Genomic DNA, 25,681 nt, shown 5'->3' with positions numbered 1-25,681 from the left:
GCGTTCGTCGTCGGCCCGGTCGGCGTCGCCACGGCCGCCGAGCCGGTCCAGCCGCCGGCGCCGCAACCCGCTCCGGTCACGACGGCCGAGGCTCCGGCCGCGCCCGCGGTGACGACGGCCGAGACGGCGCCCACCGCTCCCGAGACGGCGGCGCAGCCGGCCACCGTACAGCGCACGCACACCGTCCAGCGCGGTGAGTCGCTGTGGCGCATCGCCGAGCAGGAGCTGGGCGACGGCATGCGCTGGCCCGAGATCGCCGAGCTCAACTACGGCCTCCCCCAGCCCGGCGGCCGCGCCCTCGACAACACGCACTGGATCGACCCCGGGTGGCAGCTGCTGCTGCCGCCGGAGCCCGCGCCGCCGGCCGTCCCGGTCGCCGACACCGGAGCCACCACCCACGTCGTGGCCGAGGGCGACACCTTGTGGGGCATCGCGGAGCAGCGGCTGGGCGACGGCGCCAGGTATCCCGAGCTGGTCGAGGCCTCGCGCGACACCGTCCAGCCCGACGGAGCGCGGCTCACCGATCCCGACCTCATCCGTCCCGGCTGGACCATCACCATCCCGGGGACCGCGGGGACGCCACCGGTGGTCGGCGACCCGGTGGCTCGCGAACCCGTGCCGCCGCCGGCCGAGCAGCCCGCTCCGCCCGTCGAGGAGGACGTGCAGCCGCCCGCGGAGGCTCCGGCCGGCGAGGCACCGGCCGAGGAGCAGCCGCCGGCCGACGAGCCGCTGCAGCCGCCGGTCGCCGAGCAGCCGGGCGACGCCGCCACGCAGGCCGTCGGCGACGACGTCCAGGTGCCGGTCCGCACCACCGCCGGCGTGGGAGCGCTGCTGGCGGCGGGCGTGCTCGCGTTCCTGGCCGCCCGCCGGCGCACCCAGCAGCGACGGCGGGAGCCCGGCGAGCGCATCGCCATGCCGGCCGGCGCGCTGGCCGACACCGAGCGTGAGCTGCGCGGCGTCGCCGACCCGATGAGCGTGGAGCTGGTCGACGTCGCGCTGCGCGGACTGGCCGCCGACTGCGCCCGGCGCGGGGTCTCGTTGCCGCCGCTGCGCATCGGCCGGCTCACGTCCGAGCAGTTCGAGCTGTACCTCGCCGACGCCGCGGAGCTGCCGGCGCCGTTCGTGGCGACCGATCAGGGCCACGTGTGGCTGCTTCCCGCGGCCGCCGGTCGCGCGTTCGACGCCGACGAGCTGCGCGACGTGCCGGCGCCGTACCCCAGCCTCGTCACCGTCGGCCACGGTCCCGAGGACGGCCACCTGCTGCTCGACCTCGAGCGGCTCGGCACGCTCGCCGTCGTCGGCGACCGCGAGCCCTCCCGCGAGGTCATGGCCGCCCTCGCCGTCGAGCTGGCGACCAGCCCGTGGGCCGACGACCTCCAGGTCACGCTGGTCGGCACCTGCCCCGAGCTGGCGAGCGGGCTCGACACCGGCCGCATCCGCTACCTGCCGACGGTCGGCAGCCTGCTCACCGAGCTGAGCACACGAGCCCGGCACGACCGCGCGGCCATGGCCGAGTCCGGCGCGTACTCCCTCGACGACGCCCGCGCCCGCGGGGTCGCCGTCGCCGCGTGGACGCCCGAGATCGTGCTGCTCGGCGAGCCGCTGGGTCCCGAGCAGGACACGCAGCTGGCCGAGCTGGTGCAGTCGCTGCCCCGCGTGGCGGTCGCCGCGGTGACCAGTGGGAACGGCGCGGTGGGTCAGTGGTCGCTGGAGCTGTCCGCCGGCGATCCCGACGCCGCGGTCCTGCAGCCGGTGGGCGTCGACGTCCAGCCGCAGCGGCTCGACCAGCACCAGTACCACCAGATCCTGGAGCTGCTGGGCGTCACGACGCAGCCGGCACGGCCGTGGGTCGACTCCGGCGGCCGGCCGGCCGACGAGCCCGAGCCCGGCGACGTCGGCCCCGGCCTGCTGGAGAGCCTCGAGGCCGACTTCGACCTACCGGCGGCAGAGCCGTCGCCCGACGAGCCCACGGACGACGTGGTCGCGGCCGCCGACCCGGTGGCGCCGGCCGCGCAGCTCCCGAGCGCTGCGCCGTCGTCCGCCCCGGTCCCGGGCGACGGCCCCACCGTCCTGCTGCTCGGACCGGTCGAGGTCGAGGACGCCGAGGGACCCGTCGAGCAGTCCAAGTACCGGCAGCTCACCGAGATCGCGGCGTTCATCGCGCTGCACCCGGGCCTCGGGCACGCGGCCCTCGATGACGCCATGTGGCCGGGCAGCAGGGTCACCCAGAACACCCGCAACACCGCGATCTCCAAGTTGCGCCGCTGGTTCGGCCGCGACGCGAACGGCGACGACTACCTGCCGCGGGTCGACTCCGGCTACCGGTTCCACCCGGGCGTCACCACCGACTGGGACCAGTGGCGGTCGCTGGTCGGCGACGACCCCACCCTGGCCGGCACCCAGCAGCTGGTCGCGGCGCTGGAGCTGGTCCGCGGCCAGCCCTTCACCGGTGTCAACCCGCGGCGCTACGGCTGGGCGGAGCACCTCAAGCAGGAGATGATCTCGGCCATCGTCGACGCGGCGCACGAGCTCGCCCAGCGGGCCCTCCGCGGCGGCGACGCCCACCTCGCCCGCAAGGCGTCGACCATCGGCCTGCAGGTCGAGCCGGGCATGGAGCTGCTGTGGCGCGACCGCATCAAGGCCGAGCACCTCGCCGGCAACCGCGCCGGCATCGACGACGCCATCGCCCGCATGACGGCCATCAGCGCCGACCTCGGTGACGACCTTGAGGACGCCACGGTCCAGCTGATCGCCGAGCTCACCAGCCCGGCCCCGGAGCGCTCCGGCGTGCCGGAACGCCTCTAGCCGGCGTCGCGGACCGTCACCTGGCCCGCGCGCCCTTGGCAATGCTGGTCGTCGCCAACGTGTCCGATATGTCCGATGCTGCGCGACGGTGGGGCTTGCCAAGGCGGCCGGCCGCCGCGAACGCGCTGAAGAATCTCAGCTCACGCCTCGTCCGGACGGCCGTGTTCAGCGGGTGCGGACCAGCGCCTGGATCTCGCCGACCGGGACGACGGTCCCGTTCCACGGGCTCTCCAGCGTGTCGGGCACGCCCGGCAGGTTCACCTCGACGCCGCCCATGGTGAACGTGATGTCGTAGACCAGCCGGGCCTGGGCCGCGAAGCCCGGATTCCCGTCGAAGTCCTCGGCCGTCTGGTCGTACGACATCTCGAGGTAGACGTGCTCGCAGGCGCGCGAGCGCAGGTCGGGGTCGCACTCGATCGTGGCGGACCCGTCGCCCGGGTCGATCTCGACGTGGCTGAGCATGCCGGTGGCCTGCAGCGGACCGGCCACGCTGCCGATGATCTCGCCGTCGCCGAGGCCGTCGAGCAGGAACCGCGTGTCGGCGCCGACGTACGTCATGCCGGCCGGTTCGAAGCGCATGGTGAACGCCGGCGTCTGCAGCCGGCCCAGGGCCTGCCAGCCGAGGCCGGGGAGGGCGTCTTCGTACGGCTCGATCCACCGCCACCGCTCGTACAGCTCCTCCTGCCCGGGCACTCGGCACTGGACGAACGTGAAGATGTGGTCGGGGCCCGGCCGGGTGTGCTCGGGCCACTTCTCCTCCGAGAGCGGCGACGGGATGTCGGCTCGGCAGGCCTTCGTGCCGAGGCAGAACTCGTCGTACGGCTCCTCGGTGAGGTCGCACCGCGGTCCGCCGCCGCCCGAGCCGCCGTCCTCGCCACTGTCCTCCTCGTCGGGATCGGGACAGATGTTGACGTACTCGAAGACGCCGGGGCGGACCTCGATCAGGACGTAGCAGGGGTCGGTGGCCGGTTCGACCGCCGCTGGACGCAGCGTCGCAGCCTGGCCGGGCGCGATTCCGCCGAGCAGGCCGATCAGCAGGACGGCGGTCGCCATCAGGACCTGGGACACGCGTCGGGGGGTCAGCATGTGATGGTCCCTCCAGGTTCGATCGGGTTGCCGATGAGCCACGAACCCTCGGACTCGACGACTTCGTACACCACGGGATGCGGCGTCAGCTGCTCCTCGGCAGGCGGAATGGTCTGACCCGAAGTGAGTTGCGGAGTCCAGCCCGATTCGTCCATGCAGGCGCTCACCACCCCGGACTGGTCGACGACCTGCACGGTGACATCGCTGATGACTGGTTCGCCGACTCGCACGATGCCCTGGTCGGCATAGCGCGACGCAATGCCGGCGTTGAACTCGATGGTCTCGTCGGTGGCCAGTCCCTCGAAGAGCGCGGCGGGATCGTCGGCCGCGCCGCTCTGCGCCTCGACCACGGCGGCGATGAACTGCTCGAACACCGCCTGGATCTCGGCCTCGGCCTGCGTGGCGACGTCCTCGGTCACGGTGGCCCTGGGCTCCGGGGACGCGGGATCGCCGGAGTCGTCGTCGCCGCTGCATGCGGCCACGACTGCGAGGCACACCAAGCCGACCGTGAAGCGCCGGCCCGCCCGGGGAAACGAGCCGCTCATGCAGGGACAATAGCGATCAAGCCATGACACGGGCAACACGAACGTCGTGAACGACAGGGTGTCGTTTCCGCTGGCCGAGGCGGCGAAGCAGGGCTGACCACGAGGCGGTTGCGGCGGCCCGCTGTGGGTAGAATCGGCGCGAGCTGTGGCGGAGGGTTGTGCAGGTTCCACGTGAAACGGGAACCGACCGAGCTGGTACGTCGTACAGCCCGATGTCAGGAACACGGCCCAGGGAAGGATCACCTCCGGATGACCTCGCTTCGCTACCAGTTGGGCGACACCGGACCAGCGATCGCGGAGATCCGTTCCAAGCTCACGCAGCTCGGACTCCTCGACGACACCGCGCCCGGCCCCAGCACGTTCGACGAGGACGTCGCCCAGGCGGTGCGGCAGTTCCAGCAGGAGCGCGGGCTCACCGCGACCGGTGTCGTCGACGCCACGACCTACCGGGTGCTCGACGAGGCGCGCTGGCGGCTGGGCGACCGGCTGCTGTCGTACGTCGTGGGGAACCCGCAGGCCGGCGACGACGTCATCGCGCTGCAGCGGCGGCTGTCAGAGCTGGGCTTCGACGTCGGACGGGTCGACGGCGTGTTCGGCGCGCGCACCGGCGACGCCCTGCGGGAGTTCCAGCGCAACATCGGCCTGCCCGCCGACGGCACCTGCGGTCCCAGCACGTTCAAGGCGCTCGGCCGGCTGGCGCCCATCGTCACCGGCGGCCGGCCCGAGAGCCTGCGCGCGGTCGAGGCGCTTCGGCAGGCCGGGAAGCGCCTGCCGGGCAAGGTCGTCGTCATCGACCCCGGCCACGGTGGCCCCGATCGCGGCCACCGGGCCAACGGACTCGACGAGGCGGCCGTCGTCGAGGACCTCGCCGCCCGCATCGAGGGCCGCCTGACCGCCACCGGCGTGCAGACCTACCTGACCCGCGGCCCGGGCGCCGACGGGTCGCCCACTGAGGCCGAGCGGGCCGCGTTCGCCAACGACTCCGGTGCCAACCTGCTGGTCTCGCTGCACGTCGACGCCCACCCGAACCCCGAGGCCTCCGGCGTGGCCACCTACTACTACGGCAGCCACGAGCCGGGCACGGCCAGCGCCATCGGCGAGCAGTTCGCCGGCCTGGTGCAGCGCGAAATCGTCGCCCGCACCGACCTCGTCGACTGCCGGGCGCATCCGAAGACGTGGGACCTGCTGCGCCACACCCGGATGGCCGCGGCCCGGGTCGAGCTGGGCTACATCACCAACGACGGCGACGCCGCACGGCTGGCCGACCCCGACTTCCGCGACGTCGTGGCCGAGGCCATCGTCGTCGCCATCCAGCGGGTCTACCTGCCGTCGGGCGAGGACGCCGCCACGGGCGCGCTGCGCTTCCACGATCTGGCCACCGGCTGACACCACTCACACCCATCCGCTCCGCGACCGCCCGACCGGCAGACCAGCCAGGCCGGGGTCGGGGATGCCGTCGGGGTAGGCTCGGGCGTCCGAGCGAGGAACGAGCGAGGCGGGCGGAGACGGCATCCCCGACCCCGGCCGGACTCCCGGCCGGAACCTCAGCCGGAACCGCAATGCCGACACGGCCGACCGCAGAGCGGATACCAATTCGCCACCACCTGCCCCGATGAGGCACAGTTGACCCTGGGGTACCGGAGTTTCCGGCCCCGTCGTCTGTGTCGGTCCTTTCCCGGGAGGTGTGTACGTGAGCCCGCAGCCCAGCCCGAACCGGAAGACGACCGACGCAGCAGCCGCCACCGGCTCACGCCTGGACTCATACGTCGACCGCTACGCCACCCGCACCCACGGCATGACGGCCTCGGAGGTGCGCTCGCTGTTCGCGGTCGCGTCCCGGCCCGAGGTCGTGTCGCTGGCCGGAGGCATGCCGAACATCTCCGGGCTGCCGCTCGACGTCGTCGGCTCCCTGGTCAACGACCTCGTGGCGAAGCGCGGCATGACGGCGCTGCAGTACGGCTCCGGCCAGGGCGATCCCACGTTGCGCGAGCACATCTGCGACGTCATGCGGCCGGTCGGCATCGTGGCGCACCCTGACGACGTCACCGTCACGGTCGGCTCGCAGCAGGCCCTCGACCTCGTCACCCGCATCTTCATCGACCCGGGCGACGTCATCCTGGCCGAGGCGCCGTCCTATGTCGGGGCACTCGGGACGTTCCGGTCGTACCAGGCGTCCGTGGTGCACGTCGAGATGGACGACCACGGGCTGGTGCCCGAGCGCCTGAGCGCCGCCATCGAGGCCGTGCGCGCCGCGGGCAAGCCGATCAAGTTCCTCTACACCATCCCGAGCTACCACAATCCGGCCGGCGTGAGCATGACCGCGGCGCGCCGGGCCGAGGTGCTCGAGATCTGCCGGCGGGCCGACGTGCTCATCATCGAGGACGACCCCTACGGCCTGCTGGGCTTCGACGGCGAGGTGCCCCGCGCCATCCGGGCCGACGACGCCGAACAGGTCATCTACCTGGGCTCTTTCTCGAAGACGTTCGCGCCGGGCCTGCGCGTCGGCTGGGCCCTCGCGCCGCACGCCGTGCGCGAGAAGCTGGTGCTGGCCGCCGAGAACAGCGTGCTGTGCCCGCCGGCGTTCAGCCAGCTCACGGTCTCGGAGTACCTCGCGAACCACGACTGGATGGCGCAGGTCAAAGACTTCCGCGAGACCTATCGCGAGCGGCGCGACGCCATGCTCGAGGCGCTGGACGACCTCATGCCGGCCGGCGCGCACTGGACCCGTCCCACCGGCGGGTTCTACGTGTGGCTGACGCTGCCCGAGGGCATCGACGCCAAGGCGATGCTGCCGCGCGCGGTCACCAGCCGAGTGGCGTACGTGCCGGGAACGGCATTCTTCGCCGACGGTTTCGGCTCGCGCTCCATGCGGCTGTCGTACTGTTACCCGACGCCCGAGCGCATCCGCGAGGGCGTGCGCCGGTTGGCCCAGGTCATCGAGCAGGAGATGGAGCTGCGCGCCACGTTCGGGGCCTGGGGTGCCGCACAGCGGCCCGGTCTCGACGCACCGGCGCCGGACCAGAGTTGAGGGGTTCGTTCCAGCATGACTGATCTCGGCCGCGTTCTCGTCCTCGCCGGCGGCCTGTCGCACGAGCGCGACGTCTCGCTGCGCTCGGGTCGCCGGGTGGCCGAGGCGCTACGTGAGGTGGGCCTCGACGTCGAACAGCGCGACGCCGACGCCGACCTCCTCACCTCGCTGCGCCAGGACGCTCCCGACGTCGTCTTCCCGCTGCTGCACGGCGTGTCGGGCGAGGACGGCGCCATCCAGGAGGTCCTCTCGCTGGCCGGCCTGCCCTACGTCGGCTCCGCGCCGGCCGCGTGCCGGCTGGCCTTCGACAAGCCGGTCGCCAAGGCCATCGTGCGGCGCGCCGGCATCGCCACGCCGCCGTCGGCCGTGCTGTCGCAGTCGACCTTCCGCGAGCTGGGCGCCGGCGTGCTCCTCGACGCGCTGGTCGCCCGGCTCGGGCTGCCGCTGGTCGTGAAGCCGTCGCGCGGCGGCTCCGCGCTCGGCACGACGGTCGTGCGCTCGGCCGACGAGCTGCCCGCCGCCATGGTGGAGTGCTTCGCGTACGGCGAGCCGGCGCTGATCGAGCAGTGGATCGACGGCACCGAGGTCGCGGTGGCCGTGCTCGACACCGGCGACGGCCCACGCGCGCTGCCCGCGGTCGAGATCGTGCCCGAGTCGGGCACGTACGACTACCACGCCCGATACACGGCCGGCGCCACGGAGTTCTTCGTGCCGGCCCGGCTCGACGCCGAGGCGGCCGGCGCCGTCGCCCAGGTGGCGGTGGCGGCGCACCAGACGCTCGGGCTCAGCGACCTGTCGCGCACCGACCTCATCGTCGACCGCGACGGCGTGCCGTGGTTGCTGGACGTCAACGTCGCTCCGGGCATGACGGAGACCTCGCTGCTGCCCCAGGCCGTGCAGGCGGCAGGGCTGGACCTCGGCGTTCTGGCGCGTGAGCTGCTAGCGGCAGCCGTCGACCGGCACAGCCGCACTTAGGGTCCGGTCTGTGGGCGGGAATGCCGTCTCCGCCCGCCTCGCTCGTTCCTCGCTCGGACGCCCGCAGCCTACCCCTGACGGCATTCCCGCCCACAGACCTGGCTGGTCGTCCGGCTTGCGGTCCGCCGCTGCGCTCTGTGGAGTCAGTCGGACGCGGTACCGCCGTCGGCGTCGCGGACGGCCTTCCCCATGCGGGGGTCGATGGTGCCGACGATGCGCTCGAGGTCGTCGATGCTGGCGAACTCGATGGTGACCTTGCCCTTGCTGCGGCCGAGGTCGACCTTCACCCGGGTGTCGAGCCGCTCGGACAGCGCGGCCGCGATGTCGTTGAGCCGCGGCGCCACCGGGCGGGCGGCCCGGCGAGCGCGCGTCTTCGGCGCGTCGTTGGTGTCGTCGAGGGCCACGATCTCCTCGACGGAGCGGACACTGAGGCCCTCGGCGACGATCCGCTGCGCCAGCCGCTCCTGAGCGGCGCCGTCACCGAGGCCGAGGAGCGCGCGCGCATGCCCGGCGGAGAGGATGCCCGCCGCGACCCGCCGCTGCACCAGCGGCGGCAGCTTCAGCAGCCGCAGCGTGTTCGAGATCTGCGGCCGGCTGCGCTTGATGCGCACCGCGAGCTCGTCGTGCGTGCAGCCGAAGTCGTCGAGCAGCTGCTGGTAGGCGGCCGCCTCCTCCAGCGGGTTCAGCTGGCTGCGGTGCAGGTTCTCCAGCAGCGCGTCGCGCAGCATGTCGTCATCGCGGGTGGTGCGGACGATCGCCGGGATGGTCGGGAAGCCGGCCTCCTTCGTCGCCCGCCACCGCCGCTCACCCATCACCAGCTCGTAGCGGCCGGACTCCAGCTGGCGGACGACGATCGGCTGCAGCAGGCCGACCTCCTGGATGGACGCCACCAGCTCGGCCAGCGCGTCCTCGTCGAACACCTGCCGCGGCTGGCGGAGGTTCGGCACGATCGCATCGACCGGAATCTCCGCGAACGTCGCGCCGTCGACGGGCAGCAGCTCGTCAGCCTCCGACGCCGCCGTTTCACGTGAAACATGCGGCGCGGAGCCGTTGCTGCCCTCGGTCTTGCCTGGGAAGAAGACGTCGACCGGAGACTTGCGCAGCGCGTCGCCGCTCGCCGGCTCCCCAGTCGGAATCAGGGCTCCGAGACCGCGCCCCAACCCCCGCCTCTTCTCAGCCATCAGTCGTCTCCCCATGTGTGCTGCCCGATGCTCCCCGCTCCGCGATCTCGCGCGCGGCTTCCAGATACGACAGCGCGCCACTGGAGGCGGCGTCGTATGTCATCACGGTCTGCCCGTAGCTCGGCGCCTCGCTGATGCGGACCGAGCGCGGGATGGCCGTCTTCAGGACCGTGTCGCCGAAGTGCTGCCGGACCTCCTCCGCCACCTGCGCGGCCAGACGCGTGCGGCCGTCGTACATGGTGAGGAGGATCGTCGAGACCGCGAGGTCGCGGTTGAGGTGGGCACGCACCATGTCGATGTTCTTGAGCAGCTGGCTCAGACCCTCGAGGGCGTAGTACTCACACTGGATCGGAATGAGCACCTCGTCGCCGCCGACCAGGGCGTTGACCGTCAGCAGGCCCAGCGACGGCGGGCAGTCGATGAACACGTAGTCGTACTCGACGCCGGGCGACTGCAGGTGCTGCTCGAGCGCCTTCCGCATGCGCGACTCGCGCGCGACCATCGACACCAGCTCGATCTCGGCGCCGGCGAGGTCGATGGTGGCGGGCACGCACCACAGCCCGTCGATCTCCTCGACCTTCTGCACGACGTCGCCGATGGGTGTCTCCTCGACCATGACGTCGTAGATGCTGGGAATCTCGGCGTGGTGGTCGATGCCGAGCGCCGTCGACGCGTTGCCCTGCGGGTCGAGGTCGATCACCAGGACACGCAGTCCGCTCACGGCGAGCGCGGCCGCGAGGTTCACCGTCGTGGTGGTCTTGCCGACGCCGCCCTTCTGGTTGGCCACGACCATGATGCGGATCTGGTCGGGCTTCGGCATCGGCGCCGTCCGCCGGCCGACCGCCATGAGCGCGACCGCGGCCTCGCGAGCGATGGGTGTGTCGAGGTCGGCCAGCGAGCCGGACATCGCGAAGCCCGCCAGATCGGCCGTCGAACGTACGTGGGTGCTCGCGGCCACTTCGGCCGGTCGGTCGCCCGCATTCACCGAATTCTCACGCTCCAGGTTCGACGGTCCGCCCGTCGGATCAATGGTCCCACTGATGAGCGGCCACCCCGTGGGCGACCGCCGTTCCCCCGTAGCGCTGTCGATTGCGACGACCCCACCGGCCGCGGGCCACCCCAGGCCCGCCACGACGGTGGTATCGGTCATCAGTTCGTCCTCCGTTGTCGTGCACCTTGCTTCGGCGCCGTCCCCCTACGTCCGGCGACCACGACGGCGATGCGCGCGACCGGGTCGACCACGCCTGCGCCGGCTTCCTCCACTCTCCATGACGCCGCGCCCATTCTCGCCAATGACGCGGCGGAATCGCGCAACTCTTCGGAAACCGACCGGCCCTTGAGCGCCAGCAGCACTCCGCCGGGCCGCAGCAGGGGCAGCGTCCAGCCCGCCAGCCGGTCCATCGGCGCGACCGCGCGGGCCGTCACCACGTCGAACCCGGCCCGTGGACGGACGTCCTCGGCCCGCGACCGCAGCACGCGCACGCCCTCGAGCCCGAGCGCCGCCACCGTCTCCGTCAGGAAGTCGCTGCGCCGGAGCAGCGGCTCGATCAGGACGACCTCGAGATCGGGCCGGGCGATCGCCAGGGGTATACCCGGCAGGCCCGCGCCGGAACCCACATCGGCGACGATCCGTCCCTCGTCGACCAGCTCGGCCACGACCGCCGAGTTCAGGATGTGCCGGTCCCAGATCCGCGGGACCTCACGTGGTCCCAGCAGGCCGCGCTCGATGCCGGGGCCCGCGAGCCGCTCGGCGTAGGCGACGGCCAGCTCGAGCCGGTCCCCGAACACGGCGGAGGCCGAGTCCGGCACGGCGAGAACGTCGTCCAAGACTCGGCCTCCTGAAAATGTCAGCTGTGTGGTTTCACGTGAAACGTGGACCACTAGGCAGGCATCACCACGACGTAGCGCCGGGGCTCCTCGCCCTCCGACTCGCTGCGCAGGCCCGCCTCGGCGACCGCGTCGTGGACGACCTTCCGCTCGAACGGGGACATGGCGCCCAGCGACTCCGGCTCGCCGGACGTGCGCACGGCCTCGATGACCCGCTTCGCCAGCTCCAGCACCTCGGCCCGCCGGTTCGCCCGGTAGCCGCCGATGTCGAGCATCAGCCGGCTGCGCTCACCGGTCTCGCGGACCACGGCCAGCCTGGTGAGCTCCTGCAGCGCCTCGAGCACCTTGCCGTTGTCGCCGATCAGCGCGTCGAGGCCGTCGCCGATGATCGATACGACCGCGCGGTCGCCCTCGACGTCCATGTCGATGTCGCCGTCGAGGTCGGCGATGTCGAGCAGTTCCTCCAGGTAGTCCGCCGCGATGTCACCCTCGCGTTCGAGCCGCTTCGTCAGGCTCTCGCCAGCGTCGCCCACTCGTTCCTGCGCCGCATCGAGTTCCGTGCCAGCGTCGCTCACCGTCGACTCCTTCTACGTTCGTTGTGGGGCGGGTCAGCTGCCCGCCGAGCCCTGCCGTGCCGTGCGGTCGCCGCCGCCGGCTACTTCTTCTTGCGCTGCGAGCGCGTGGTCTTCTTCGGCTGCCGCCGAACGACCTCGGTCTGCTCCGGCTGCGCCGGCTGGCCGGCGTCGGGCGTCGGCAGCTCGATGCCCTTCTTGCGGGCCTTCTCCTCCAGGCGCCGCTGGTGCGCCTTCTCGGCCTCCGTGCCCGGCGCGGGCATCCGGCGGATGACGTACAGCTGCTGACCCATGGTCCAGAAGTTCGAGGTGAGCCAGTAGAGGACCGTGCCCAGCGGGAAGTAGACGCCGGAGAACGCGAACACCAGCGGCAGCACGTACAGCAGGATCTTCTGCTGCTGCGCGAACGGGCCCTCCAGGGCCTCCTTCGGCATGTTCTTGCGCATGATCTGGCGCTGGGTGATGAACTGCGTGACACACATCAGCACGACCATGACCGCGGCGATGATGCGGGTGTTGACGCTCTCGGCGTTCAGGAACGTGTCGGCCAGACGGGCGCCGAAGATCTGGGCCTGCCCGGCCGACTCGAACAGCTCGGGCTGGCTGGTGAACGCGCCGCGCTCGTGGCCCTTCGCGACACCGTCGAGCACCCGGAACAGCGCGAACAGGAACGGGGCCTGGAGCAGGATGGGCAGGCAGGACGCGAACGGGTTGGTGCCCGTGTCCTTGTACAGCTTCATCATCTCTTGCTGCAGGCGCTCGCGGTCGCCCTTGTACTTCTTCTGCAGCTCGCGCAACTGGGGCTGGAGGATCTGCATCTTCCGCTGCGACTTGATCTGCCGGACGAAGAGCGGGATGAGCAGGATGCGGATGACCACGACGAGCCCGATGATGGCCAACGCCCAGTTCACGCCGTCGTGATCGATGCCGATGAGCTCTGAGAAGAGCCAGTGCCAGCCGATCATGATCCAGCTGACCAGGTAGTACAACGGCGCGAGGATGGTATCCACGGGTGTATCAGACTCCTCGGAGAGAGGTCGGTGCGCCCGGCGGCAGGTCCGCCCGCGGCGCGGAAGCTCGGTGCGACGGCGCCGCGAGCGGCTCGTCGTCGCCGTCAGTCCCGGCGGCCCGGCCCCACCAGCGGTAGTGCTCGCGGGTGGGTACGAGGTCGACGCCCCCGGCGCACCAGGGGTGGCATCGGCCGAGCCGACGCAGGGCCAGCCAGCTTCCGCGCAGGGCACCGTGCCGCTCCACCGCGCTCAAGGCGTACGCCGAGCAGGTCGGGTAGTAGCGGCAGGTCTGCCCGTACAGCGGGCTGATGACGAGGCGATAGCCCTTGAGGAGGGCCACCAGCAGAGTCTTCATCGGCGGTGCTCCGCTCGGGCCACGGCGCGGTCGATGGCCGCGTCGAGCTCACGCGCGAGGGCGGAGCTGGGAGCACCCGCGATGCCGGGCAGAGCCCGGACCACGAGCTTGGAGCCGGCGGGGAGGCGGTCGACCCGCTCGGCGAGAAGATGACGCAGCCGGCGGCGGACGGTGTTGCGCACCACTGCACCCCCAACCGTGCGTCCGACGACCAGACCCACCGACGCGGGGCCGGCATCGGCTGCGTCGGCGGACTCGCCGGCGGGCAGCAGGTGCACGACCATGGTCGGCCGCCCGACGCGGACGCCACGGCGCACGATCACCCTGAAGTCGGCCGAGCGCCGGAGCCGGTGCTCGGCCTTCAGCACCTCGGATCGTCGAGCGAGCGCAAGCGTGCCTGCCGGATCAGGCGGACAGCTTGGCACGGCCCTTGCTACGGCGGGCGGCGAGGATGGCACGGCCGGCGCGCGTACGCATGCGCAGCCGGAAGCCGTGAGTCTTCGCACGACGGCGGTTGTTCGGCTGGAAGGTGCGCTTGACCACGTCCGAGCTCCTGTGTCGATCGATGAGATGTGCGTGCTTCGGGGTTGCCGTGCGAGGCCCACGCATCCCCGGGCATGTGCAGCCCGGGCATGACAACAGGAGCCCTCGTCGGACCGATTTACGGTACGCGGTCGCCGCGTCTCAGGTCAAACTCGTCCCCGTCGGAGGGGCCGGACGGCCGCAACCGCCCATCGTGGCACCCTGGGACAGGGTACGGCCTGCAACGACACGCCGGGGCCCTGGGGGCAACCTGTGGACATCAGTTGAAGCCCAGGCCACATGTTGTTAGCGTCACGTGCTCCAGCACGCTGTCAGCCCGGTACGGCACCACGGTATCGGCACCGCGTTCGCGCAGGTCACAATGGAGCGGATGGAGACAAACCGCACGTGTCGACACCCTCCACACCCTGTGGACGACCGTGTGGACAACGACGACGGGGGTGGCCAGCCAGTCGCCACTGATGTTCTGATGTGCCGTCGGCCGGCGGCCATCGCCGAGCTTGGAGGGAACTGTGGCAGACGAGGCCGGAATCGACTTCGCGACCGCTTGGGCCAAGGCTCTCACCGACCTGGAGTCCATCGAGATCGGGCCGCAGCAGCGCGCGTTCCTGTCGCAGGCCCGTCCCGTCACCCTCGTCGAGGGTACCGCCGTCATCTCCGTCCCCAGCGACTTCGCGCGGGCACAGGTCGAGCAGCGGCTGCGCTCGCACATCGTCGACGCCCTGTCCGAGGTGCTCGGCCGGCCGGTCGGCCTCGCCGTCAGCGTCGCGCCGCCGCCCGAAGGCGCCCCCGTCGACCCCGTGCCCCCTCCGCCGCCGCTGGGCGGGTTCCGCGAGCCGGTGTCATCGTCGTCGGTCGACACCGAGGAGATCCCGCTGGTCAGCGCCGCCGCCGAGGCGCCGGCATTCGTGCCACGGCCGGCGCCGGACGGCCCGGCGCGGCGCGGCGACGCCGAGCCGCACCTCAACCCGCGGTACACGTTCGACACCTTCGTCATCGGCTCGAGCAACCGGTTCGCGCACGCCGCCACCGTCGCCGTCGCCGAGGCACCCGGCAAGGCGTACAACCCGCTGCACGTCTACGGCGAGTCCGGGCTGGGCAAGACGCACCTGCTGCACGCCATCGGCCACTACACGCGGACGATGTACCCCGGCACCCGGGTGCGCTACGTGAGCTCCGAGGAGTTCACCAACGACTTCATCAACTCCATCCGCGACGACAAGGCGTCGGCGTTCCAGCGCCGCTACCGCGACGTCGACGTCCTGCTCATCGATGACATCCAGTTCCTCGAGGGCAAGATCCAGACGCAGGAGGAGTTCTTCCACACGTTCAACACGCTGCACAACGCCAACAAGCAGATCGTCATCACCTCCGACCGGCCGCCGAAGCAGCTCTCCGCGCTGGAGGACCGCCTGCGCAACCGGTTCGAGTGGGGCCTGACCTGCGACGTCCAGCCGCCCGACCTCGAGACCCGCATCGCGATCCTGTCGAAGAAGGCCACCCAGGACCACCTCAACGTCTCGCCCGACGTGCTGGAGTACATCGCCAGCCGTATCGCCACGAACATCCGCGAGCTCGAGGGCGCGCTGATCAGGGTCACGGCGTTCGCCAGCCTCAACCGCCAGCCGGTCGACCTCTCGCTGGCCGAGATCGTGCTGCGCGACCTCGTGCCGACCGAGTCCGGGCCGGAGATCACCGCCGCGACGATCATGGCGCAGACGTCGGCCTACTTCGGCCTGACCATCGAGGACCTGCAGGGCACCAGCCGCAGCCGGGTGCTCGTCACCGCCCGCCAGATCGCCATGTACCTGTGCCGCGAGCTGACCGAGCTGTCGCTGCCGAAGATCGGCCAGCACTTCGGCGGCCGCGACCACACGACGGTCATGCACGCCGAGCGGAAGATCCGCACGCTCATGGCCGAGCGGCGCAGTGTCTTCAATCAGGTCACCGAACTGACCAACCGCATCAAGCAGCAGGCCCGGCAGTCATGACGGTGGCCGGCGCCGCGACGGCCGGAGAAGCACACGCACGCGGAGTGATCGACTTCTCACAGGCTGTGGACAAGTTTGTGGACATGAGTGCCATCGCCGTGGACCGGTCCGGGGAAAGTGTCACCCATCGGTGGACAACCTCGGACGGTCCACGTCACCCACTGCTCGTACCCACAGCCTCCGTGGACAACGCTAGCGCCGCTCACCTGCGACGTTCATGGTTTTCCACACTTTCCACCAACGCTATGAACCTGACCAGACCATCTATGGATCGACGGGCAGCGCACAAGCCTGGCGGGCCGGTTCCTGTGGATCGTGTGATTCACGGCCGGCGATTGCCGCCTCTGGCCGCCACTGTCGGCGGCCCGTGGAAGGATGACGTCGAACCACAACGACCCGGGCGGCTGCCCGAGGGGAGGACGGACCGGTGAAGTTCCGGCTCGATCGCGATGTACTGGCAGAGGCGGTGGCCTGGACGGCCCGCACCCTGCCCAACCGGCCGACGGTGCCGGTACTGGCCGGCCTGCGCATCGACGCGTCCGACACCCAAGTGACGTTCTCGTCGTTCGACTACGAGGTGTCCGGCCGCGTGTCCGTCGACGCCGACGTGGCCGACGGTGGCACCGTTCTGGTCTCCGGCCGGCTGCTGGCCGACATCGCCCGGTCGCTGCCCAACAAGCCGGTCGACCTCAACGCCGACGGCTCCAAGGTCACCATCACCTGCGGCAGCGCCCGGTTCACACTGCTCACGCTGCCGGTCGAGGAGTACCCCGACCTGCCGTCCATGCCCGAGGCCTCCGGCACCGTCGACGGCGCCGTCCTCGCCGAGGCGGTCAGCCAGGTGGCGGTCGCCGCCGGCCGCGACGACATGCTGCCCACGCTCACCGGCATCCGCATCGAGATCGAGGGCGAGACCGTCACCCTGGGTGCCACCGACCGCTACCGCCTCGCCGTCCGCGAGTTCACCTGGAACCCCGGGACGCCCGACATCTCGGCGGTCGCGCTGGTGCCGGCCCGCACGCTGGTCGACGCCGCCAAGACGCTCGGCCCGGCCGGCGAGGTCACGCTGGCGCTGGGCACCGGCACGCAGGACAGCCTGCTGGGTCTGGCCGCCGGCGGGCGGCACACCACCAGCCGGCTCATCGACGGCGAGTGGGTGCCCAACTACCGGCGGCTGTTCCCGGCCGAGACCGCCACCGTCGCCCGGGTCGAGATCTCCGCCCTGGTCGAGTCGGTGAAGCGTGTCGCCCTGGTGGCCGAGCGCAACACCCCGGTCCGGCTGGCCTTCGACGAGGGCCAGGTCGTGCTCGAGGCCGGCAGTGGCGAGGACGCGCAGGCCTCCGAGGCGCTGCCCGCCGAGGTCCAGGGCCCGGCCATCGCCACCGGCTTCAACCCGACCTACCTGCTCGACGGCCTGCAGGCGCTGGGCACGCCGTTCGTCCACCTGTCCTTCACCGACACCCCGCTGAAGCCGGTGGTCATCCAGGGCGTCGGCAGCGCCGAGGCCGAGCCCGACGGCAGCTACCGGTACCTCGCGATGCCGATCCGCCTCTCCGGCTGACGATCCTCGCCGGCGACCCGGTCGCACGAGCCGCGCCCGGCGAGCGAGGATGGTGACATCGGCTCGCGCCGCCGCACGGCGCATCACGGGGAGGAACACTGGTGGCCACGGAAGGGAACGTCATGGAGCTGGGCCTGGTCGGACTCGGCCGCATGGGCGGCAACATGCGCGAGCGGCTGCGGCGAGCCGGCCACACGGTGGTGGGCTACGACCGCAACCCCGAGGTCAGCGACGTCGGGAGTCTGAAAGAGCTGGTCGAGCGGTTGTCCGCGCCGCGGGCGGTGTGGGTCATGGTGCCGGCCGGCGAGCCCACCCGGGCCACCGTCAAGGAGCTGGGCGAGCTGCTCGACGAAGGCGACATCGTCATCGACGGCGGCAACTCCAAGTTCACCGACGACCGCGTCCACGCCGACATCCTGGCCGAGCACGGCGTCGGCTACGTCGACTGCGGCGTCTCCGGCGGCATCTGGGGCCTCGAGGTCGGCTACGGGCTGATGGCCGGCGGCGACAAGCAGCACGTCGAGCGGCTGATGCCGATCTTCGACGCGCTGCGCCCCGAGGGCCCACGCGAGGAGGGCTTCGTGCACGCCGGTGGCGTCGGCGCGGGCCACTACGCGAAGATGGTCCACAACGGCATCGAGTACGGCCTCATGCAGGCCTACGGCGAGGGCTACGAGCTGCTCGCCGCCTCCGGCATCGTCGAGGACATCCACGGCACCCTCAAGGCGTGGTCCCGCGGCACCGTCGTGCGCTCCTGGCTGCTCGACCTGCTGGTCCGGGCGCTCGAGCAGGATCCCGCGCTGGCCGAGATCGAGGGCTACGTCGAGGACTCCGGCGAGGGCCGCTGGACGGTCGAGGAGTCCATCCGCAACTCCGTGCCGGCGCCGGTCATCACCGCCGCACTGTTCGCCCGGTTCGAGTCCCGGCAGGACGACTCCCCCGCCATGAAGGCGGTGGCCGCGCTGCGCAACCAGTTCGGCGGCCACGCCGTCAAGGCGGCCGAGGCCGGGCCGACCTCCGGGGCCGGCGACACCCGGGCCTGACGGCTCCCGCATGCACGTCGCCCATCTGTCGCTGGCCGACTTCCGCTCCTACGCCGCGGTCGAGCTGCCGCTCGAGCCGGGCGTCACGGCGTTCGTCGGGCCCAACGGCCAGGGCAAGACCAACCTGGTTGAGGCGCTGAACTACCTCGCCACGCTGGGCAGCCACCGGGTGGCGCAGGACGCTCCCCTGGTGCGGCTCGGCGCCGAACGGGCGGTCGTGCGCGGCAGCGTCGTCGAGACCGTGGGCGGCGAGCCGCGCAGCACGCTGCTGGAGATCGAGATCACGCCGGGCAAGGCCAACCGCGCCCGGCTGAACCGGTCCCCGGTCCCCCGGCCGCGCGAACTGCTCGGCGTGCTGACCACCGTGCTGTTCGCACCCGAGGACCTCGCGCTGGTCAAGGGCGATCCGTCCGAGCGGCGCCGGTTCCTCGACGAGCTGCTGGTCGCGCGGGCGCCGCGGTTCGCCGGCGTCCGGTCCGACTACGAACGGGTCCTGAAGCAGCGCAACGCCCTGCTCAAGTCCGCCGGCACGGCCATGCGGGCCAGCCGCGGCGGCGGGTCGTCGCGCGGCCCCGATCTCAGCACGCTGGACGTCTGGGACACCCACCTGGCGCAGGCCGGCGCCGAACTGCTGGCCGCCCGCCTCGACCTCGTCGAGGCGCTGCGGCCGCTGGTCGCGAAGGCGTACGACGCGGTGGCCGGCGGCTCGGGCCCTTCGGGCGACCGCGAGGCGCGGCTGACGTACAAGTGCTCGCTCGGCCCCGACGCCGAGCTGGTGCCGTCGCGCGACACCCTGGCGGCGGCGCTGCTCGAGGCGCTGGCCGGGGTGCGGCGCGACGAACTGGATCGCGGCGTGTCACTGATCGGACCGCATCGTGACGACCTCGTGCTGTCGCTCGGACCGATGCCGGCGAAGGGGTACGCGAGCCACGGCGAGTCGTGGTCGTTCGCGCTCGCGCTGCGGCTCGCCTCGTATGAACTGTTGCGTTCGGCCGGCAGTGACCCTGTACTGGTGCTCGACGACGTCTTCGCCGAACTCGACTCCGGCCGGCGCGACCGGCTGGCCGAGCTCACGGCCGGCGCCGAGCAGGTGCTGGTCACGGCCGCGGTGCCGGCCGACGTCCCGCCAGGGCTGAGCGGTGCCAGGGTCGACGTGCTGGGCGGCGAGGTCCGGCGGGCGGGTTGAGGACGGGAGGTGCGCGATGAGTGACAGCGACGATGTCACCGTTCCGGCGCCGGACGTCGACCTGCCCGCGCCCGCCACGGACCCCGTCGGGCCCCCGGACCGTTTCACGTGGAACCCCGACGGCGACGACCTCGCGAAGGCGCTGCTCGCGCGGGCGAAGGCGGCCGGCCGGCAAGGCCGCCGCACGCCGGACCGCAGGACCGGCACCGGCACCGGTGGCGGGACCTGGCGGCGGCGCCGGGCGCCCGGCGCCGGCTGGAGTGGCCCGGGCTCCGACGACCGCGATCCGCAAGCGGTGGGCTCGGCCGTCGACCGGCTGATCGGCGAGCACGGCTGGGCCGAGGACATCGCGGTGCACGGAGCGGTGGCTCGCTGGGACCAGGTCGTCGGGCCGGAGGTGGCAGCGCACGTCCAGCCGGAGCACTACGAGGACGGCGTGCTCACGGTGCGGGCCGACTCGACGGCGTGGGCGACGCAGGTGCGGCTGTTCGCGGCCGAACTGGTGCGCCGGTTCAACGCCGAGATCGGCGACGGCTCGGTGACCAGGGTCGACGTCCGCGGACCGCAGGCACCGAGCTGGCGGCGCGGGCCACGGAGCGTACCCGGTCGCGGTCCCCGCGACACCTACGGCTGACCGAAATCCGCCCATCCGCTCCGCGGCGCCAGACGGCCCCCAGCGACGCCGAGGCGCCCAGTGCGGGTATGGGGACACATGAGAGGCGATCTACGCGGCTCCACGGGGCATTCAGGGCCGCAGAACGCGCATTCTCGCGTCGGCACAAGGTAGAATGGGTGACGTCCATCCAGGCCGCACGGTCTCCTGGGCCCTCTTCTGCGGCCTGCAGGTGGAGCGGTGCGGCCTGATCCCTGGTAGGAGGTCCCCCGCTCGTGACGGACACCACGTCCTACGACGCCAGCGCCATCACCGTACTCGAAGGTCTCGAAGCGGTCCGCAAACGGCCCGGCATGTACATCGGCTCCACCGGCGAGCGAGGTCTGCACCATCTGGTCTACGAGGTCGTCGACAACTCCGTCGACGAGGCCCTGGCCGGCGTCTGCGACCACATCGACATCACGCTGCTCCCCGGCGACGGCGTGCGCGTCGTCGACAACGGCCGCGGCATCCCCGTCGACGAACACCCGGTCGAGAAGCGGCCGGCGGTCGAGGTCGTCATGACCGTCCTGCACGCCGGCGGCAAGTTCGGCGGCGGCGGCTACAAGGTCTCCGGCGGTCTGCACGGTGTCGGCGTCTCGGTCGTCAACGCGCTCTCGACGAAGATCGACCTCGAGATCCACCGCGACGGCTACCGGTGGACGCAGTCCTACTCCCTCGGTGTGCCCGACGGCCCGCTGCAGCGGCACGAGCCGTCCGACCGCACCGGAACGTCCACCACGTTCTACGCGAGCCCGGACATCTTCGAGACCACGACGTACGACTTCGAGACGCTCTCCACGCGCCTGCGCGAGATGGCCTTCCTCAACAAGGGCCTCACCATCGTGCTGCGCGACGAGCGCCCGGCCGAGCCCGACGCGGGCGCCGAGGACGACGTCGAGTCCGACGCCCCGGCCGGCCCGCGCGAGGTGCGCTACCGCTACGACCACGGCCTGGTCGACTACGTCAACCACCTGAACGCCACGAAGACGGCCATCCACCCCACCGTCATCTCCTACGAGGCCGAGTCGACCAACGGCGACGGCCAGCCGATGAGCCTCGAGATGGCGCTGCAGTGGAACGACCAGTTCACCGAGTCGGTGCACACCTTCGCCAACACCATCAACACCCACGAGGGCGGCACCCACGAAGAGGGCTTCCGTGCCGCGCTGACGTCGCTGGTCAACCGGTTCGCCCGCGATTGGGGCGTGCTGAAGGAGAAGGACGCCAACCTCACCGGCGACGACGTCCGCGAGGGCCTCACCGCGATCATCAGCATCAAGATCGCCGAGCCGCAGTTCGAGGGCCAGACGAAGACCAAGCTCGGCAACACCGAGGCCAAGGGGTTCGTCCAGCGCATCGTCAACGAGCAGCTGGGCACCTGGTTCGAACAGAACCCCACCGAGGGCAAGCTCATCGCCCGCAAGGCACAGAGCGCGGCCATCGCCCGGGTCGCCGCGCGCAAGGCGCGCGACGCCGCCCGCAGCCGCAAGGGCCTCATGGGCGGCGGCGGCCTGCCGGGCAAGCTGGCCGACTGCCAGTCGACCGACCCGGAGGAGTGCGAGCTCTTCATCGTCGAGGGCGACTCCGCCGGTGGCCCGGCCAAGCAGGGCCGCGACCCCAAGGTGCAGGCGATCCTGCCGATCCGCGGCAAGATCCTCAACGTCGAGAAGGCGCGCATCGACAAGATCCTGCAGAACCAGGAGGTGCAGGCCATCATCAGCGCGCTCGGCACCGGCGTGCACGAAGAGTTCGACATCAACCGCCTGCGCTACCACAAGATCGTGCTGATGGCCGACGCCGACGTCGACGGCCAGCACATCCGCACGCTGCTCCTCACGCTGCTGTTCCGGTTCATGAAGCCGGTCGTCGAGCAGGGCTACGTGTTCCTGGCGTCGCCGCCGCTGTACAAGATCAAGTGGTCCGGCCGCGACGTCGCGCCCGAGTACGCCTACTCCGAGCGCGAGCGCGAGGCTCTCATCCGGGCCGGGCTCGAGGCCGGCAAGCGGCTGCCCAAGGAAGAGGGCATCCAGCGCTACAAGGGTCTGGGCGAGATGAACGACGACGAGCTGTGGGAGACCACCATGGACCCCGAGCAGCGGCTGCTGCTCCAGGTCACGCTCGACGACGCCGCGCAGGCCGACGAGATCTTCAGCACGCTGATGGGCGAAGACGTCGAGAGCCGTCGCAAGTTCATCCAGCGCAACGCCCGCGACGTCCGCTTCCTGGACATCTAGTCCGGCGGCGCCGGACGCGGCACATGAAACACAACGGGGACGAAGACAACCGTGGGCCTGTCTCGCGCGTCTCAACTGACGTGCGGCCGGCAGGTCGCACCTGGAGGAACCACTCGTGACCAACGACACCACCACGGCCGGCGACGCGTTCGGACCCGGGGGACGGATCGAGCCGGTCGATCTGCAGGTCGAGATGCAGCGCAGCTATCTCGACTACGCGATGACCGTCATCGTCGCCCGGGCGCTGCCCGACGTCCGTGACGGTCTCAAGCCGGTGCACCGCCGCGTCCTGTACGCGATGTTCGACGGCGGCTACCGGCCCGACCGCGGTTTCTCCAAGTGCTCCCGCGTCGTCGGCGACGTCATGGGCAACTACCACCCGCACGGCGACACCGCCATCTACGACACCCTGGTCCGGCTGGGCCAGTGGTGGTCGATGCGGTACCCGCTCGTGCAGGGGCAGGGCAACTTCGGGTCGCGCGGCGACGACCGCCAGGCGGCCATGCGCTACACCGAGTGCCGCATGGCGCCGCTGGCCATGGAGATGGTCCGCGACATCGAGGAAGAGACCGTCGACTTCTCCCCGAACTACGACGGTCGCGGCGCCGAGCCCGACGTCCTGCCGGCGCGGTTCCCGAACCTGCTGGTCAACGGGTCCGGCGGCATCGCCGTCGGTATGGCCACGAACATCCCGCCGCACAACCTGCGCGAGGTCGCGGCCGGGGTCGACTGGTACCTGGAGAACCCCGAGGCCTCGAACGAGGAGCTGCTCACCGCGCTGCTCGAGCGGGTCAAGGGCCCCGACTTCCCGACCAGCGCGCTCATCGTCGGCACCACCGGCATCGAGCAGGCCTACCGCACCGGCCGCGGGTCGGTCACCATGCGCGCCGTCGTCGAGGTCGAAGAGGACAGCCGCGGCCGCACCTGCCTGGTCATCACCGAGCTGCCGTACCAGGTCAACCCCGACGCGCTGATCCGCAAGATCGCCGAGCTGGCCGACACCGGCCGGGTTCCGGGCATCGCCGACCTCAAGGACGACTCGTCCTCGCGCACCGGCATGCGCATCGTCGTCGTGCTCAAGCGCGACGCCGTCGCCACCGTCGTCCGCAACAACCTCTACAAGCACACCCAGCTGCAGGACACCTTCGGCTGCAACATGGTGGCGCTGGTCGACGGCGTGCCGCGCACGCTCTCGCTCGACGCGTTCGTCCGGCACTGGGTCACCCACCAGGTCGAGGTCATCCGCCGGCGCACCGAGTTCCGGCTGCGCAAGAAGCGCGAGCGCCTGCACATCGTGCTGGGCCTGCTCAAGGCCATCGACGCCATCGACGAGGTCATCGCGCTGATCCGCCGCTCGCAGGACGTCGAAGAGGCGCGCAACGGCCTCATGCAGCTGCTCGACATCGACGAGATCCAGGCCACGGCCATCCTCGACATGCAGCTGCGCCGCCTGACGGCCCTGTCGCGCGACGAGCTGCAGAACGAGCACGACACCCTGGTCGCCGACATCGCCGACCTCGAGGCGATCCTGCAGTCCGACGACCGCAAGCGGACGATCATCCGCGAGGAGCTGGCCGAGATCGTCGAGAAGTACGGCGACGAGCGGCGCAGCCGGATCATCCCGGCCGAGGGCGACCTCACCGCCGAGGACCTCATCCCCGAGGAGCCGGTGGTCGTCACGATCACCCGCGGCGGCTACGCCAAGCGCACCAAGGCCGACCTCTACCGCTCGCAGCGGCGCGGCGGCAAGGGCGTGCGGGGCGCGCAGCTGCGCGAGGACGACGTCGTCGACCAGTTCTTCGTGACCACCACGCACCACTGGATCCTGTTCTTCACCAACCGCGGCCGGGTCTACCGCGCGAAGGCGTACGAGCTGCCCGAGCTGGCCCGCGACGCCAAGGGCCAGCACGTCGCGAACCTGCTGGCGTTCCAGCCGGACGAGCAGATCGCCCGGGTGCTCACGCTGAAGGACTACGAGCAGGCGCCGTACCTCGTGCTGGCGACCAAGCACGGCATGGTGAAGAAGACCAAGCTCACCGAGTACGACTCCAACCGCTCCGGCGGCGTCATCGCGATCCTGTTCCGCGAGGAGGACGACGAGCTGATCGGCGCCGAGCTGGTCAGCGCCGACGACGACATCCTGCTGGTGTCGCGCAAGGCGCAGGCCATCCGGTTCACCGCCACCGACGACCAGCTGCGGCCGATGGGCCGGGCCACCGGCGGCGTCGTCGGCATGAAGTTCCGCGACGGGGACGAACTGCTCTCGATGTCCGTTGTGCGCGATGGAACCGACTCGTACGTCTTTACCGTCACAGATGGTGGATTCGCCAAACGAACCGTCGTCGAGGAATATCGTGTTCAGGGACGCGGGGGTTTGGGTATCAAGGCCATGAAGATCAATGAGGACAGAGGCTCCCTCGTGGGCGCCCTGGTCGTCGGCGACGGCGACGAGGTGCTCGCCATCCGGGCGTCCGGAGGGGTGACGCGTAGTCCAGTGGCGGACGTTCCCGCCAAGGGTCGTGACACCATGGGAGTCAAGTACGTTGCGCTGGGTGGCGACGATGTGGTCGTCGCCATCGCGCACAGTGCCGAGGAAGACTCGGTGGAGGAGGCCGTCGACGACGTGACGGACTCCGAGATCGACGCGGAGGGTGATGGCTCGTGACGAGCAGCGGCGCGACCGGGCGTCCGGGGACCGACCAGGACGCGCGCAACCAGAGCGCGCCTCCTCCGGACCGGCAGGACCAGCAGTCCAACGGCGCGAAGCCCGGGGCTCCCAGTAGCAACGGGTCGCCGAACGGGCAGCGGGGCGCCGCGGACCCGGCGGTCGACAACCGCCGCCAGCAGGGTGGCGGGCAGCCGCGGGGAGCCGCGGCCGCCCGCGTCGCCACCCGCAACCGCTCACGCGAGGACACCACGCCGCGTTCGGGGGCCGACTCCACGCAGAACCCGTGGGCTCGTCCCGGCGACCAGCCTGCTCCGAACGGCGGCCCGCAGAACGCCGCTGCCCCGAACGCCGGTGCGCCGAACGGCAACGGCCAGCGCGCCGGGCAGCAGGCGCCGGCCGGCGCTCAGCGCGCGGCC

At 71.4% G+C, this 25,681-nt stretch carries 21 protein-coding genes and 1 pseudogene; 12 read left to right on the top strand and 10 right to left on the bottom strand.

Annotation, left to right across the window (positions count from 1 at the left end; all coding sequences use genetic code 11):
- A partial coding sequence (locus tag DY240_RS33730) for a LysM peptidoglycan-binding domain-containing protein (RefSeq protein ID WP_119660604.1) occupies positions 1 to 2,805 on the top strand: 2,805 nt, incomplete at its 5' end.
- A 165-nt stretch (positions 2,806 to 2,970) separates the two neighbouring features.
- Here DY240_RS33730 and DY240_RS14705 read toward each other — a convergent pair.
- Positions 2,971 to 3,873 (bottom strand): hypothetical protein, encoded by a 903-nt coding sequence (locus tag DY240_RS14705; protein WP_158602854.1) that lies wholly within the window; start codon positions 3,871 to 3,873, stop codon positions 2,971 to 2,973.
- A gap of 11 nt (positions 3,874 to 3,884) precedes the next feature.
- Positions 3,885 to 4,436 (bottom strand): hypothetical protein, encoded by a 552-nt coding sequence (locus DY240_RS14700; protein WP_147375329.1) that lies wholly within the window; start codon positions 4,434 to 4,436, stop codon positions 3,885 to 3,887.
- Positions 4,437 to 4,685: 249 nt separating this feature from the next.
- On the opposite strand from DY240_RS14700, the gene DY240_RS14695 reads away from it, so the two are divergent.
- The 3 genes from DY240_RS14695 to DY240_RS14685 all read left to right on the top strand — a co-directional run bounded on the left by DY240_RS14695 (position 4,686) and on the right by DY240_RS14685 (position 8,439).
- Positions 4,686 to 5,822, top strand: a complete 1,137-nt coding sequence (locus DY240_RS14695) for an N-acetylmuramoyl-L-alanine amidase (protein ID WP_119660601.1) — start codon at positions 4,686 to 4,688, stop codon at positions 5,820 to 5,822.
- 304 nt (positions 5,823 to 6,126) lie between these two features.
- Positions 6,127 to 7,464, top strand: a complete 1,338-nt coding sequence (locus tag DY240_RS14690; RefSeq protein ID WP_233552746.1) for an aminotransferase-like domain-containing protein — start codon at positions 6,127 to 6,129, stop codon at positions 7,462 to 7,464.
- A 15-nt stretch (positions 7,465 to 7,479) separates the two neighbouring features.
- Complete coding sequence (locus DY240_RS14685; protein ID WP_119660600.1) at positions 7,480 to 8,439, top strand: D-alanine--D-alanine ligase family protein; 960 nt, start codon at positions 7,480 to 7,482, stop codon at positions 8,437 to 8,439.
- A 143-nt stretch (positions 8,440 to 8,582) separates the two neighbouring features.
- On the opposite strand, the gene DY240_RS14680 is transcribed toward DY240_RS14685, so the two are convergent.
- From DY240_RS14680 to rpmH, 8 genes are all read right to left on the bottom strand, one after another.
- Positions 8,583 to 9,620: a ParB/RepB/Spo0J family partition protein gene (locus DY240_RS14680; RefSeq protein ID WP_119660599.1), complete on the bottom strand. Its 1,038-nt coding sequence runs from the start codon at positions 9,618 to 9,620 to the stop codon at positions 8,583 to 8,585.
- Positions 9,613 to 10,527, bottom strand: a complete 915-nt coding sequence (locus DY240_RS14675) for a ParA family protein (RefSeq protein ID WP_119660607.1) — start codon at positions 10,525 to 10,527, stop codon at positions 9,613 to 9,615. Before DY240_RS14675 ends, DY240_RS14680 begins: the two co-directional genes overlap by 8 nt.
- 242 nt (positions 10,528 to 10,769) lie before the next feature.
- Positions 10,770 to 11,447: a 16S rRNA (guanine(527)-N(7))-methyltransferase RsmG gene (rsmG, locus tag DY240_RS14670; protein WP_119660598.1), complete on the bottom strand. Its 678-nt coding sequence runs from the start codon at positions 11,445 to 11,447 to the stop codon at positions 10,770 to 10,772.
- Between the two features lie 53 nt (positions 11,448 to 11,500).
- Positions 11,501 to 12,022 carry a Jag family protein gene (locus DY240_RS14665; RefSeq protein WP_119660597.1) on the bottom strand — a complete coding sequence of 174 codons (522 nt, stop codon included), beginning with the start codon at positions 12,020 to 12,022 and terminating at the stop codon, positions 11,501 to 11,503.
- An 80-nt stretch (positions 12,023 to 12,102) separates the two neighbouring features.
- Entirely contained in the window at positions 12,103 to 13,029 is a 927-nt protein-coding gene (yidC, locus tag DY240_RS14660) for a membrane protein insertase YidC (protein ID WP_199701526.1), read from the bottom strand.
- A gap of 7 nt (positions 13,030 to 13,036) precedes the next feature.
- Positions 13,037 to 13,384: a membrane protein insertion efficiency factor YidD gene (yidD, locus tag DY240_RS14655; RefSeq protein ID WP_119660596.1), complete on the bottom strand. Its 348-nt coding sequence runs from the start codon at positions 13,382 to 13,384 to the stop codon at positions 13,037 to 13,039.
- Positions 13,381 to 13,752, bottom strand: coding sequence for a ribonuclease P protein component (rnpA, locus tag DY240_RS14650; protein ID WP_119660595.1), 372 nt, complete (start codon positions 13,750 to 13,752; stop codon positions 13,381 to 13,383). The genes yidD and rnpA overlap by 4 nt, the downstream gene beginning before the upstream one ends.
- A gap of 37 nt (positions 13,753 to 13,789) precedes the next feature.
- The gene (rpmH, locus tag DY240_RS14645; protein WP_069109375.1) at positions 13,790 to 13,927 is read right to left on the bottom strand and encodes a 50S ribosomal protein L34; all 138 of its coding nucleotides are present in this window, start codon (positions 13,925 to 13,927) and stop codon (positions 13,790 to 13,792) included.
- Between the two features lie 512 nt (positions 13,928 to 14,439).
- Between rpmH and dnaA the strand changes: the two genes are divergently transcribed.
- From dnaA to DY240_RS14605, 8 genes and pseudogenes are all read left to right on the top strand, one after another.
- Positions 14,440 to 15,918: a chromosomal replication initiator protein DnaA gene (dnaA, locus tag DY240_RS14640; RefSeq protein ID WP_233552745.1), complete on the top strand. Its 1,479-nt coding sequence runs from the start codon at positions 14,440 to 14,442 to the stop codon at positions 15,916 to 15,918.
- 427 nt (positions 15,919 to 16,345) lie between these two features.
- Positions 16,346 to 17,479 (top strand): DNA polymerase III subunit beta, encoded by a 1,134-nt coding sequence (gene dnaN, locus DY240_RS14635; protein ID WP_119660593.1) that lies wholly within the window; start codon positions 16,346 to 16,348, stop codon positions 17,477 to 17,479.
- A 122-nt stretch (positions 17,480 to 17,601) separates the two neighbouring features.
- Positions 17,602 to 18,522, top strand: a complete 921-nt coding sequence (gene gnd / locus DY240_RS14630) for a phosphogluconate dehydrogenase (NAD(+)-dependent, decarboxylating) (protein ID WP_119660592.1) — start codon at positions 17,602 to 17,604, stop codon at positions 18,520 to 18,522.
- A 10-nt stretch (positions 18,523 to 18,532) separates the two neighbouring features.
- Positions 18,533 to 19,708: a DNA replication/repair protein RecF gene (gene recF, locus DY240_RS14625; RefSeq protein WP_119660591.1), complete on the top strand. Its 1,176-nt coding sequence runs from the start codon at positions 18,533 to 18,535 to the stop codon at positions 19,706 to 19,708.
- A 16-nt stretch (positions 19,709 to 19,724) separates the two neighbouring features.
- Positions 19,725 to 20,342 (top strand): DUF721 domain-containing protein, encoded by a 618-nt coding sequence (locus DY240_RS14620; protein ID WP_119660590.1) that lies wholly within the window; start codon positions 19,725 to 19,727, stop codon positions 20,340 to 20,342.
- Positions 20,343 to 20,596: 254 nt separating this feature from the next.
- The gene (gene gyrB, locus DY240_RS14615; protein ID WP_199701525.1) at positions 20,597 to 22,597 is read left to right on the top strand and encodes a DNA topoisomerase (ATP-hydrolyzing) subunit B; all 2,001 of its coding nucleotides are present in this window, start codon (positions 20,597 to 20,599) and stop codon (positions 22,595 to 22,597) included.
- Between the two features lie 115 nt (positions 22,598 to 22,712).
- Complete coding sequence (gene gyrA / locus DY240_RS14610; RefSeq protein WP_233552743.1) at positions 22,713 to 25,262, top strand: DNA gyrase subunit A; 2,550 nt, start codon at positions 22,713 to 22,715, stop codon at positions 25,260 to 25,262.
- Positions 25,259 to 25,681 (top strand): annotated as a pseudogene (locus tag DY240_RS14605) (hypothetical protein); the annotation flags it as partial. The gene gyrA and the pseudogene DY240_RS14605, both read left to right, overlap by 4 nt.

The organism is Jiangella rhizosphaerae (assembly GCF_003579925.1).
In the GTDB taxonomy this organism is placed as follows: domain Bacteria; phylum Actinomycetota; class Actinomycetes; order Jiangellales; family Jiangellaceae; genus Jiangella; species Jiangella rhizosphaerae.
Note: the sequence above shows the minus strand (reverse complement) of the source record. Positions and strands in the feature narration are given on the sequence as shown.

Bases quoted from the DNA above. Each gene is read 5' to 3' on its own strand.
- DY240_RS14700 (WP_147375329.1), bottom strand. From the start codon at position 4,436: ATGAGCGGCTCGTTTCCCCGGGCGGGCCGGCGCTTCACGGTCGGCTTG.
- DY240_RS14695 (WP_119660601.1), top strand. From the start codon at position 4,686: ATGACCTCGCTTCGCTACCAGTTGGGCGACACCGGACCAGCGATCGCG.
- DY240_RS14685 (WP_119660600.1), top strand. From the start codon at position 7,480: ATGACTGATCTCGGCCGCGTTCTCGTCCTCGCCGGCGGCCTGTCGCAC.
- DY240_RS14680 (WP_119660599.1), bottom strand. From the start codon at position 9,620: ATGGCTGAGAAGAGGCGGGGGTTGGGGCGCGGTCTCGGAGCCCTGATT.
- DY240_RS14675 (WP_119660607.1), bottom strand. From the start codon at position 10,527: ATGTCCGGCTCGCTGGCCGACCTCGACACACCCATCGCTCGCGAGGCC.
- yidD (WP_119660596.1), bottom strand. From the start codon at position 13,384: ATGAAGACTCTGCTGGTGGCCCTCCTCAAGGGCTATCGCCTCGTCATC.
- gnd (WP_119660592.1), top strand. From the start codon at position 17,602: ATGGAGCTGGGCCTGGTCGGACTCGGCCGCATGGGCGGCAACATGCGC.
- recF (WP_119660591.1), top strand. From the start codon at position 18,533: ATGCACGTCGCCCATCTGTCGCTGGCCGACTTCCGCTCCTACGCCGCG.
- DY240_RS14620 (WP_119660590.1), top strand. From the start codon at position 19,725: ATGAGTGACAGCGACGATGTCACCGTTCCGGCGCCGGACGTCGACCTG.